6 protein-coding genes are annotated in these 13001 nt (G+C 39.8%); all 6 read right to left on the reverse strand.

The window, feature by feature from the left end; translation table 11 throughout:
* Positions 1-266 precede the first annotated feature (266 nt).
* The gene (locus BIZ36_RS03745) at positions 267-926 is read right to left on the reverse strand and encodes an ABC transporter ATP-binding protein (RefSeq protein ID WP_353616817.1); all 660 of its coding nucleotides are present in this window, start codon (positions 924-926) and stop codon (positions 267-269) included.
* Positions 927-1293: 367 nt separating this feature from the next.
* On the reverse strand, positions 1294-3654 hold the full coding sequence (locus BIZ36_RS03750) for an ABC transporter permease (protein ID WP_286174553.1): 2361 nt from the start codon (positions 3652-3654) through the stop codon (positions 1294-1296).
* Positions 3655-4052: 398 nt separating this feature from the next.
* A complete protein-coding gene (locus tag BIZ36_RS03755) occupies positions 4053-6485 on the reverse strand; it encodes an ABC transporter permease (RefSeq protein ID WP_187456535.1) in 2433 nt (810 codons plus the stop codon).
* 311 nt (positions 6486-6796) lie between these two features.
* On the reverse strand, positions 6797-9271 hold the full coding sequence (locus BIZ36_RS03760) for an ABC transporter permease (protein WP_187456536.1): 2475 nt from the start codon (positions 9269-9271) through the stop codon (positions 6797-6799).
* Positions 9272-9505: 234 nt separating this feature from the next.
* On the reverse strand, positions 9506-11935 hold the full coding sequence (locus BIZ36_RS03765; RefSeq protein WP_187456537.1) for an ABC transporter permease: 2430 nt from the start codon (positions 11933-11935) through the stop codon (positions 9506-9508).
* Between the two features lie 257 nt (positions 11936-12192).
* Positions 12193-12888, reverse strand: a complete 696-nt coding sequence (locus BIZ36_RS03770; protein ID WP_187456538.1) for an ABC transporter ATP-binding protein — start codon at positions 12886-12888, stop codon at positions 12193-12195.
* Positions 12889-13001 lie beyond the last annotated feature (113 nt).

Genomic DNA, 13001 nt, shown 5'->3' on the forward strand with positions numbered 1-13001 from the left:
GCTGGTTGCTGGTTGCTGGTTGCTGGTTGCTGGTTGCTGGTTGCTGGTTGCTGGTTGCTGGTTGCTGGTTGCTATGAAGCAAAAAAAATTCAATACTCATATCTCAATACTTATAACTTTTAATCAACAACTCTTTCTTCTTAAGTCATAAGTCTTACGTCCTAGTTCGTTGCGAAAAAAATCCCGCTACTTACAACTCAATACTCACACCTAAACACTCATAACTTTTAACTACTAATTTTAAACTTTTAACCTGGAAGTCAGTATTAAATCATCCTGCCATCAAGTAAATTGATGATTCTTTTACCGTAGGCGGCGTTTTTCTCGGAATGTGTCACTTGTATTATCGTGACTCCTTCATCATTCAATTGTTTAAAGAGTTGCATGATTTCCTCCCCTTGAGCGGAATTTAAATTTCCGGTAGGTTCATCGGCTAAAATCAATTTGGGCTTACTTATCAAAGCCCTAGCGACCCCCACCAATTGCTGTTGTCCACCACTTAACTGAGTGGGAAACAAGTCTTTTTTCCCTACTATATTAAACCGGTCGAGCATATCGGCTACCATTGCCTTTCGCTCCGATGAGGAATGTTTTTTATACAACAGGGGCATTTCCAAATTCTCGTACACCGTAAGTTCGTCAATCAAATGATACGCTTGAAAAACAAAACCAATGTATTGTTTGTATAAATTGGCTCGATGCTTCTCTTTGAGCTGATGAACGGATTCCCCCAAAAATTGGTATTCCCCTTCATCAAAATCATCTAACATTCCGATAACGTTGAGCAGCGTTGACTTTCCCGAACCTGATGGCCCCATAATGGAAATAAATTCACCCTCCTCTACTTTTAGATTGACATCCTTTAACAAAAAGACCCGTTGACCTCCCTGTTGCACCCATTTAAAAATATTCTTTAATTCTAGTATCATACGTTGTTCGTTGTTCGTTGTTCGTTGTTGGTTGTTGGTTGTTGGTTGTTGGTTGTTGGTTGTTGGTTGTTGGTTGTTGGTTGTTGGTTGTTGGTTGTTGGTAAGGAAAAAATCAAAATACTCACATCTCAATTCTTATAACTTTTAATCAATCGCTCTTTCTTCTTAAGTCCTATGTCATAAAGAAAAGCTTATTGCTCATCTCTCATAACTATTAACTCCTAACTTTTAACTTTCAACCAATAATTCCCACGTCTTACGTCCTATGTCAATATTCAACCTTCTTATTTATAAAACATTCTCAATACTCACATCTCAACACTCATAACTATTCACTTATAACTTTTAACTATAAACTATAGACTCACTCCGTTCGCAAACTCTTTATCGGATTGGCACTCGCGGCCTTAATGGCCTGAAAACTCACCGTTAAAATGGTAATTGCCATGGCCCCTACAACTGCCAAAAGAAATATCCACCACTCCAATAAGACCCGATACGGATAATCTTGCAGCCAGCCGTTCATCACATAATAAGCAATGGGAATAGCGATAAAACAAGATATCACCACCAACTTTAAAAAGTCTTTGGAGAGCATGTTCCAAACATTAAAGACCGAAGCTCCAAGCACTTTACGTACCCCAATTTCTTTTTTGCGTTGCTCCGCTACGTACGAAGTGAGTCCGAATAGCCCCAAACAACTTATGAGAATGGCCAATGCCGTAAATATGGCCGACAAGGTTCCAATACGCTCTTCGGAAGCGAACTTTTCTCCGTATTCAGTATCTACAAAATCATATTGAAAAGGAATATCGGGGAAGTGGATCTTAAACACGTTCTCAATAGTGGCAATATTCCCACTGGCACTTCTATCGGGATTCAACCGTAAATTATAGAAGCTTTGATTCCCATGCTTATCAAAAGCATAAATGCCTTGTTTTACAGGCTCATAAGGAGATTGAGCAATCATATCTTGCACCACTCCTATGATTTTCATGGGAGGAAATGGGTCTTCTATGTCTTCATCTTTAATAAATGTACCGACAGGGTTGGTCAGCCCCATATATTTTTTGGCGGTTTCATTGATTAAAACGGCATTGGAATCCGATGCCAATTCCCGATTAAAATCACGGCCCTCTAAAATTTTAAGGTTGAGCGATTTGGCGTACTCAGGGGTTACTTCCGTCCAAGCTATATCTTCTTGAAAGCTATCGGGTTTTCCATCCCACGTAAATCCTCCTCTGTTGGACCATATTTGAGTAGTAGGGGCACTGGAAGCGGACATTTCAACTACAGCTCCGGACTTGATAAATTCGTTGCGCATCAACTCATATTTCCCTTCAAAATCGGTACTCATTACGGGCACCTGTACCAAACCTTCAGCATCATAACCCACAGGTCTATTCTTGGCATGGTTAATTTGCTGCATAACTATGACCGTACCAATGATAAATGCCACCGAAACAGTAAATTGCAATACCACTAAAATTTTTCGTGGGAGACCGGCATATTTTCCTGCAGCAAGGGTTCCCTTTAGTACATCTACCGGTTTAAATGACGATAGATACAGGGCAGGATAGCTTCCTGCCAAAAGAGAAGTGAACAATATAAAGGCAATAGAAATCAACCAAAATTGTCCGTTTTGCCATGGAAATGCGATTTCTTTTCTGGCCAAATCATTAAAGCCATCCAAAAGAAGCAAGACCAATATTACCGCTAACACAAAGGCAAAAAGCGTTACGAGAAAAGATTCGCTTAGAAATTGGTTAATAATCTGATTGCGTTGCGAACCAATGGATTTTCGAATGCCTACTTCTTTAGCTCGTTTTTCGGAACGGGCCGTACTTAAATTCATAAAATTGATACAGGCCAACAGAAGTACGAAGGCCCCAATAATGGCAAAAAGCCAAACATATTTTATCCTGCCGCCTACCTGCTGACCGTTTTGAAAATTGCTTCGCAGATACCAATCTTCCATGGGCAATAAGAACAATTTTGGCTCAAACTCGGCTTCATCACCACTTTCATTCTTTTTAACGTCTTCAATGGTCTCCGTTACCTGATCCATGGTACTGTTTTCAGGAATCTCGGCAAATAACTGAAAAGAGTTATTGCCCCACTGATCTTCTGCGTTTTTGATCCACTCAAAGACGGTCAAGTATTTTTCCCAAGGAAGAATGAATTGCAAATCGTTAAAGGAATTGTTTACCGGAATATCTTCATAAACAGCTGTTACCTCGGCATCAAATTGACTATTCACTTTTACTACTTTCCCAATAGGTTCCTCTTCCCCAAAAAGGGCATCCGCCACGGATTTGGAAAGCATTATGGCGTTTATTTTTCTTAGTCCGTCTTTTTCCCCCTTGAGAATGTTCAAATCCAACATATCAGGTGCTCCCTCCTGCATGTAATTACCTTCTTTAGAGAGGCTTTTTTTACCATAATTTAGATACAAGGGGGTTGTCCAAGAGGCCATAACCAGATGTTCAAAGTTATCGCCATAACCTTCCCTTAAGGCAAATTCCAAAGGACGAGGAATGGCCGGCCCTGTACCAACCTGACCGTTAAAGGTCTGTGACTGATAAATTTGGGCTATTCGGCTTTTCTTTTTGAAATAATCATTGTGGGACAATTCATCATGCACCCATAAACCGATAATTAGGGTTACCGCCATTCCCAAAGCCAGACCACCAATATTTATAATAGAATAACCTTTGTTTTTCATTAGTTTCCTCCAGGCGATTTTTAAATAATTTTTTATCATGATGATTGTTTATTGATTGATGATGCTTGTTAGTTCGTTGTTGGTTGTTGGTTGTTGGTTGTTGGTTGTTGGTTGTTGGTTGTTGGTTGTTGGTTGTTGGTTGTTGGTAGGGAAAATGATCATCATTTAAATTCCTACTATGACTAACAACTTTTAACTATTATCTTCTAACTTTCAGATCTTAATTCTAACGTTTTACTTCTCTAATCTCTAATCTCTCGTCTCTCGTCCTACGTCCTACGTCCTACATCATATATCCTAGGTCAATTTTCAACCTCCTTGTTCGTAAAACATTCTCAATGCTCACATCTCCATACTCCTAACTATTCACTTATAACTTTTAACTATTAACTACAAACTCACTCCGTTCGCAAACTCTTTACCGGATCCGAAATCGCAGCTTTAATACTTTGAAAACTGACCGTAACCACCGAAATAAACACCGCTGCAAAGGCTGCCAAAACAGGTATCCACCAAGGAATATCAATTCGGTAACTAAAGTCTTGAAGCCATCTGTTCATGGCGAAATAACCTAATGGCAATGCGACCAATACAGAAAGCCCCACGAGCTTTAGAAAATCCAGTGTCAGCTTATAGGTGATTTGTGCCACGCTGGCCCCCAACACCTTGCGAACCCCTATTTCCTTTGTACGTTTTTGGGCATTGAAAGCAGCCAATCCAAAAAGACCCAAACAGGCTATAAGAATGGACAGAATGGTAAATACGATAAAAATATGTCCTAATCTTTGCTCCATTTGATAAGTATCATTGAAAGATTCGTCCATGAAATAATAGTCGAAAGACTGGCTGGGCACCAGTTCGTTCCAAATACTTTCTATTTGGGCAATACTCGAACTAAAATCCCCCGGTTTTAATTTAACCACCATGGAATTGGATAAATCTCCCAATACCATATTCCACGCTCCAATTTCATTGCGAAGGGATTCAAAATGAAAATTCTTGACTACCCCAACTACGGTGTAAAACGCAGCGCCATCATTTCCTAAATCGCTTGAAAATCTCTTTCCTAGTACCTCATCCGCCGTTTTACCCATTTTAGCCAAGGCACTTTCATTGATAATCATAGCTAAAGAATCAGTAGGAAAGTCTCTGCTAAAATCCCTGCCGGCCACAACTTCTAAATCTAAAGTAGACGCGTAATCGTGGTCTACAAACCACCGTTGCATCTGTACGGCATACTCTTGATCGGTTACTCCTTCCTCAAAATAAGAATTATCACTCCTATTGGAAGGTGTAGGTAAATAGCTGCTCAAGGTGGCATTTTCTACGGAACCCAGGTTTTTCACCTGCTCCTTGAACGCCTGTCTCTGATTACCAAGGGTAAAAATATCATTAAGCACCAATACTTGTTCTTTGGAATACCCCAAATCCTTACCTTGAATGTATTGTAGTTGATGATAGATGACCAAAGTGCCCACAATGAGGAATACCGAAATCGCAAATTGAGTGACGACCAATGCACTTCTTACCCGGCTTCCGCCAATACTTTGCTCTCCACTGCCCTTGAGCACTTTCGCAGGTCTAAAGCGAGACATAAAAAAGGCAGGATACCACCCCGAAAGTAAGCCGAGAAAAATACTTCCAATCAAAAGAAGCAACCAAAAAACAGGACTATTAAAAGGCATCACTATTTCTTTACCTGCCAACTCATTAAAATAGGGCAACGCGGAAATGGCCAATAGCAATGCGACTACTAAAGAGGCAAAACTGATGAGACCCGCCTCCGTTAAAAACTGGCTGACCAGACTTTGTTTTTTAGAACCCAAGGTTTTTCGAATGCCGACTTCTTTGGCCCTTTTTAAAGAGTGTGCCGTAGATAGGTTCATAAAGTTGACACTGGCCAATATGAGCAAAAACAAACCAATGGAAGCCAGAATATAGATGTTTTCGATTCTACCGTTCTGACTCAATTCTATATGCCGATTGGAATGTAAGTGAATATCTTCCAACCCCGTTGTACTATAACGAACGTAATTGCCCGAGGCTAGAAAAGACTCTTCGGTAATACCGGGATAGTAACTTTGTACGGAGGGAATCAAATGCGAGGACACTAAGGATTGTAAAGGAGCCTGAAAATTCTCAATAGAATAATCAGGTACCATTTTTACGAACGTAAAGTAGTTATGACTTCCCCATTGGGTTGACCGGGAGTCTTCAAAACCCAACATGGACATAAAAACGGTGTGTTCACGCAGTAAGGAGTTTTGGGGCATATCCTCTACTACACCGGCAACCGTATAGACTTCCTCATTGTTCAACCTAACGGTTTTACCCAAAGCTTCGGAATCTTTAAAATACTTCTGGGCGGTACTTTTGGTAAGCACCAAGGCATTGCTATTTTCCAAGGCGGATTGCACATCTCCTTCCAAAAATTGTAGCCCAAAAAACGAAAAGAAATTAGGGTCTACGTAAGCGGACCTATCCTCTTTACCGTTGGCTTTGGAGTTTTCCCTTGAAATTAATAGGCTTCCCCAATTTCGTATCCGCGTTACCGTTTCTACCTGATCAAAATCCTTCTCCAAAACAGAAGCCATAGGCGCAGCGGTTTCAGCCATGTTCATTACCGCACCTCCAAATTTTATATCGGCATTCACCCTATAGATTCTTTCTGAATCAGCGAACATGGTATCATAACTTAGTTCATCATAGATATATAGGGTAATTAAAATGGCTCCCGCCATACCAATGGCCAAACCGAACACATTTAGAGAGGTAATAAAAGGTTGCTTTTTGAGGCTCCTCCAGGCAATTTTTATATAGTTTTTAAACATGACTTTTGTTTTTTGATGATGATGGTCTTCGTTGTTCGTTGTTCGTTGTTCGTTGTTCGTTGTTCGTTGTTCGTTGTTCGTTGTTCGTTGTTCGTTGTTCGTTGTTCGTAAGGAAAATGATCATCATTTAACTTCCCACTATGACTCACAACTTTTAACTATTATCTTCTAACTTCCAGATTTTAATTTTAACGTTTTACTTCTCTAATCTCTCGTCTCTCGTCTTACGTCCTACGTCAATTTTTAACCCTTTTATTTTTAAAACATTCTCAATACTCACATCTCCATACTCATAACTATTAACAATAGACTCACTCCGTTCGTAAACTTTTAACCGGGTTCGTAGTTGCAGCCTTAATGGCTTGATAGCTAACGGTGACCAAGGCAATTAATAAGGACGCCAATCCAGTGGCAATAAATACCCACCAAGGTATTGAAATCCTATAAGCAAAATCTTGTAACCAATTGTTCATAAAATACGCCGCAATTGGGGATGAAATCAATAGTGCAATCATTACCAGTTTAACAAAATCGATCGCCAATAATTGGAGTATTTCTGCCATACTGGCCCCAAGAACTTTTCTGACACCAATTTCCTTAGCTTTTTGCTGTGCGGTAAATGCTATTAACCCTAGTAGACCTATACATGCGATGAATATGGATAAAAATGCAAAAACACCAAACAACGTCGCCTGTCGTTTCTCTGCGATGTAGGCGGTGTTCAAATCGTCATCCAAAAAAGAAAACTCAAACGGAACTGTAGGCTCATAATCATTCCATTTTCGCTCAAGAATTTCCAAAATCTTTTTTGGACTGCCAGACTTTAATTTCAAAGAAATGAAAGAAGTGCCGCTATCGTAACTTTTAGATTGGTCAGAAAACAATGCAAAAGGGGCAATTCTACTATGTAAAGACTGAAGATTAAAGTCTTTTACCACACCAATGACCGTATAGGACTCATTTTTCCCCCCGGGATATTGAATTCGTTTACCAACCGGATTCTTCCACCCAATCTGTTTTGCAGTGGCTTCATTGATGATTACAGATAATGAATCGTTGAACTTTTTATCAAAACTCCTTCCTTCGGCCATTTCAAAGCCCAAAGTGGTTATGAATTGATTGTCTACCAAATAAGATTCCAATAGGATATCCTTGGCAATGTTCTCATTTTCATTAGTTACTTCGGGAAAGTAAAAATCACCAAATGTACCATGGGTAATCATACTTGATGATATACTTGCACTTTTAATCTCGGTAAGGGAAGCCAATTCATTACGGAAAGTTTCTTCTTGATCACCCAATTTTTCTGTATGGTGCAGAACCACTATATTTTCTTTATTGTACCCCAAGTCTTTATTTTGGGCGTATTTCAATTGTAGATAGACAATTGATGTGGCAATGATCATGATAGTGGCAACGGCAAACTGAAAAACAACCAATCCGTTTCTTACAAAACTGTTTTTAGGATTTGTAGTGTTCTGAACTCCTTTGAGAACTTGTACCGGTTTGAATGCGGTAAGGTAAAATGCGGGGTAGGTACCAGCCAAAAGTGTGGTTAGAAAAGTTAAGCCCAATAGAAACATCCATATTTCCGTTTCAAAAATATAGACCAATGAAATATTCTTGCCCGATATTTCATTGAACATGGGCAGCACAGACCATACCAATAATAATGAAAGCAAACTGGCTATTGCCGTATATAAAAAAGCTTCCACCAAAAATTGTCGAATCAATTGCAATCTAAAAGAACCCAGTACTTTTCTTATTCCAATCTCCTTACTTCTTTTAACCGATTGGGCCGTGGCCAGATTAGTGAAATTCACACAGGCCAAAATGATGATAAAGAGTGCAATGGCACCAAAAATGTATAAGTTTTTTAAGCTATTTTGTTCGGTAATGATTGACTCAATACCATCAGACCTCAAATGAATTTCAGGCAAGGCTTGTAAATGAAAGTTCCAACGGTTTCCTTTTTCCAAAAACTCATTAAAAGGCTGCCCGATACGGTCAAAAGCGCTTGCTCCGTGGGTCTTGACCATAGCAGGAAACTTTTCTTCTAAATTGGCAATTGACTTAGGGTTGTTAACAGCGTTTTTACTCAACTTTACGTAGGTAGCCATATTCAACCACACCCAACTCCAATCAAAATACGTGACATTGCCAAAATTTTCAACAGGCATCAGCATATCAAATTCTACCGAAGCCGATAACTTGTCCATATCTTTCAATATACCCGTTACTTTTAGTGGTTTTCTTTTAGAACCGTAATAAAGGGTTTTACCCATGGGATTAGCATTGCCAAAATATTTTTGGGCAACAGTCTGGGTGAGCACAATACTGTTTGGATCGGTCAAACAGGTCTTTGGGTTTCCACTCAATAAAGGATATGTCAATATTTCCAAAAAATTGGGGTCAACACCAAAAACAGCATCTTCATTAAAAACATTTTTGGTGGAACCATCGCTATATTCAACTATGTCAGCTCCTGGTCTATAGAGCCTTGTATAGGCTTCAACCTCTGGGTATAATTCTACCATGGTGCGGCCTACCGGGGGAGGGGTATAACCCGCAAAAAATTCCTCGGCGCCCATTTTAGCGTCAATATTGATTCTGTATACTTGTTCTGCATCTTCAACAAACTGATCATAACGCAACTCATCGGCTATATACAAGGCTATCAATAGCACCGAACCCAATCCCAAACTAAGTCCGGAGATATTTATAATGCTATTTCTTTTGTATCGAAAGGCATTTCTAAGCGCAATTTTTAAATAGTTTTTAAACATGACTTTTGTTTTTTGATGATGATGATCGTTATTCGTTGTTCGTTGTTGGTTCATCTCGACTGCGCTCGATGTGACAGTTCGTTAATCGTAAGGAAAAAGCATCTTTTAACTTCTCTCTATTAACTTTCAGCTCTTACATCATATATCCTATGTCAATTTTCAACCTCCTTGTTCGTAAAACATTCTCAACACTCACATCTCAATACTCATAACTATCCACTTATAACTATTAACTCACTCCGTTCGTAAACTCTTCACCGGGTTGGCAACTGCAGACCTTAACGACTGCATGCCCACCGTTAAAAGGGTAATGATTAGGGCAAAACCACCACTTAGCACAAATACCCACCATTCAATTTCAATGCGGTACGTAAAACCTTCCAACCAACGCGACATCAAAAGATAGGCTATAGGTGAAGCAATCAAAAAGGCTATCAGCACCAGTTTCACGAAATCTTTCGTCAGCAATTGCACTACCGAATGCACACTAGCTCCCAATACTTTTCGAATACCTATCTCTTTTTTCTTTTGTTCGGTCACGTATGAAATCAATCCAAATAGGCCCAAACAGCTAATGAATATCGCCAAAAAGGTAAATGCCACGGAAATAAGTCCCAATCGCTTTTCCTCATCATAGAGACGCTCTACTTCCTTATCCACAAAACGGTAATCAAAGGGCACGTTGCTTACGGTAGAATTCCATTGGTCTTCCATTCCTGCAAGTAGGCTTCCATAATTATCCGTATTGGTTTTAAGAAAAAGCCAATTGGGCTCCGTTTCCTTATGTAGAAACAGGGGCTGAATCTCTTCCCGAAGGGATGCAAAGTGATAATCGGCCACCACTCCAATAATTCGCATTTCAAAGGTTTCTTCATCTGTACCTTGAAGCAGGGTACTACTTAGTGCATTCTCAAGTTTGATATTGAATGCTCTTAAGGTTGCTTCGTTAACGATAATCTGATCAACGGTATCAACTGCAGTAAAATCACGTCCTTTGAGCAAAGGGATACCCATGGTCTTAAAATAACCATCACTCACACCGTTTCTTTTTACCACCGTTCTGTTTTCACTGTTACCTCCGGGAAGATAAAAACCGTTATCGGCCAGAATCATTTCAGAAGGAGCGTAATTACCACTCGCCACACTCGTTACCCCGGGAATATTCAAAAATGAGGATTTTAAGGATTCAAATTTGGTGGATGCTTCTTCCGTACCTATCCGTAAAGCGATCAGATTGTCCCTTTTGTAGCCCAAATCTTTGGTTTGGGTGAATTTAAATTGTTGGGAAATGATAATTACCGTGGCAACCAATCCAATAGAGACCACAAACTGGAATACTACTAAGGCCTTTCGAAAATTACCGCTACCAGATTGTAATATAGTAGCACTTTTAAGTGCCTTGACCGGTTTAATGGAGGAAAGGATGATAGCGGGATAAATTCCAGCTGCCAGCCCTGTAACAACCCCAATCGCCAATAATAGCGAAACAATCTGCCATTGGTACAAGTGCAAATAGGTCAAAGATTCTTGGGTCAAGTCATTTATCACCGGAAGCAACAGAATCACTATGGGAATGCTAATGAACATAGCGAAAAGAGAGAGTAAAACGGACTCCCCTAAAAATTGGCCCATTAACGAATTTTTACCTGCCCCTACCACTTTTCGCACTCCAATTTCTCGAGCTCTTTTACTAGCTCTGGCAGTACTCAAGTTGATAAAATTGATACAGGCCACCAATTGAATAAAAAAGGCAAGACTTAAAAGAAAATATAAAAAGGCAATATCAGAAACTTTGTCCAGTTGGTTGTTTCTACCCTCACTGTACAAATGAATATCTTTAACTTTTTGCAGTTCTAGAATCTTATTGCCCATTCCGGCGCTTTTCAAATCCTCGGAAGCCCTTTCTTGAATAAAACCCGGTAATTTTGCTTCCAATTGGGAGGCACTTACATTGGAAGCTAATTTTACATAGCTATGCACAAAGTTATTGGTGGCGAAATTGTCAAAATTCTGGACGAAAGTTCCCATTCCGGGGGTGCTCATACTTACCAAGTAATTGGGATTCAAGTGTGATTTTTGGGCTTTTTCATCAAAAACCCCTTTTACTGTTAGCGTGAGCGCCCCTTCGCCACTTCCCCAAACGATGGCTTTGTTCAAAACCTCCTTTTCACCAAAAAGCTTATCTGCCAAACTGGATGAAAGCACCACTGAATTGGGCTCATTTAGAGCTGTAGCCTTATCACCTTCTAACATTTTAAAATCAAAAACCTTGAAAAAGGTGGAGTCTGCCATATAGACCCGAGATTCGTAGTACGAATCTTCACTATCGGCGGCACGCATCAACATACTGTAGAAAACGTCGGTCAGCACTACTCTGGTAGCTTCCTCCACTTCGGGATAGTCTTCCTTCATAGCAAATGCAATTGGTGGCGATGAAGTTGCCGATTCAAAAGGCTCTTGACCATCTCGTTCAATGACCGTTTCAACTCGGTAAAGACTATCTGAATGGTCGTGATGTTCGTCGTAACCCAACTGCGCAAAAACGTACAGAAGAATGGCCAAACAGCTGACTGTACCCATGGTAAGTCCCAAGAGATTAATAATCGTCTGCTGCTTATTTTTTATCAAGTTCCGCCAAGCGATTTTTATATAGTTTTTAAACATAATTTTTGTTTTTTGATAATGATGCCGGTTCGTTGTTCGTTCATCTCGACTGCGCTCGATGTGACAGTTCGTTATTCGTAAGGAAATTGAAAGCTCACTACTTTTATCTCACTACTCATATCTAACAACTACTAATTCATAACTTTTAATTATTAACTCTTCACCCGTAACTACCTGCACTGTACATCCTTGATTAGGGGACGGTTTTTTATTTTTTGATAGATCTTGAACTTAGTCAAGTATTGATGAATAAACTCCTACATCATAGCGCCAATGGCCCTATTTTTACTTTCGGTTACGATTTGCCCATCAAATAGATTGACGACCCTGTGTGCATAGTGCGAATCACGATCGGAATGGGTCACCATAACAATGGTGGTACCTTCTTGATTAAGTTCCGTAAGCAGGTTCATCACCTCAATTCCGTTTTTGGAATCCAGGTTACCAGTTGGCTCATCTGCCAAAATCAATTTCGGATTGGTGACCACAGCCCTGGAAATGGCTACACGTTGCTGCTGTCCACCGGACAATTGCTGCGGAAAATGTTTTTCTCTGTGGGCAATTTTCATACGCTCCAAAACAGACCTCACTTTTTCCCTTCTTTCCGCTTTCCCCATTTTTAAATAGATGAGGGGTAATTCCACATTTTCATAAACCGTAAGCTCATCTATTAAGTTAAAGCTCTGGAAGACAAAACCAAGATTTCCTTTTCTGAGTTCGGTACGCTGACGCTCCTTTAATTTGCTTACCTCATTTCCAGCAAAATTGTAAGTTCCTTCCGTAGGACTATCCAACATACCTATGATGTTGAGCAAAGTGGATTTTCCACAACCCGAGGGGCCCATTATGGCCACAAACTCGCCATCCTCTACTTTTAAATTAACCTGATTAAGAGCCAAAGTCTCTACTTCTTCCGTTCTAAAGCTCTTTTTTAAATTACTAATGTTTATCATGATGTTCTGTTTTTTGTTAATTGTTGGTTCATCTCGGCTGCGCTCGATGTGACAGTTGGTTGTTGGTACTGAATACTCAGTACTCATTTCTCAATACACACCTCTAAATACTC

This window comes from Cytophaga sp. FL35 (genome assembly GCF_014349235.1).
Taxonomy (GTDB): Bacteria; Bacteroidota; Bacteroidia; order Flavobacteriales; family Flavobacteriaceae; genus Euzebyella.

What these genes read in the sequence shown, in the direction of transcription:
- BIZ36_RS03765 (WP_187456537.1), bottom strand. Translation starts at nt 11,935, where the DNA reads ATGTTTAAAAACTATATAAAAATCGCTTGGCGGAACTTGATAAAAAAT.
- BIZ36_RS03770 (WP_187456538.1), bottom strand. Translation starts at nt 12,888, where the DNA reads ATGATAAACATTAGTAATTTAAAAAAGAGCTTTAGAACGGAAGAAGTA.
- BIZ36_RS03755 (WP_187456535.1), bottom strand. Translation starts at nt 6,485, where the DNA reads ATGTTTAAAAACTATATAAAAATTGCCTGGAGGAGCCTCAAAAAGCAA.
- BIZ36_RS03760 (WP_187456536.1), bottom strand. Translation starts at nt 9,271, where the DNA reads ATGTTTAAAAACTATTTAAAAATTGCGCTTAGAAATGCCTTTCGATAC.
- BIZ36_RS03750 (WP_286174553.1), bottom strand. Translation starts at nt 3,654, where the DNA reads ATGAAAAACAAAGGTTATTCTATTATAAATATTGGTGGTCTGGCTTTG.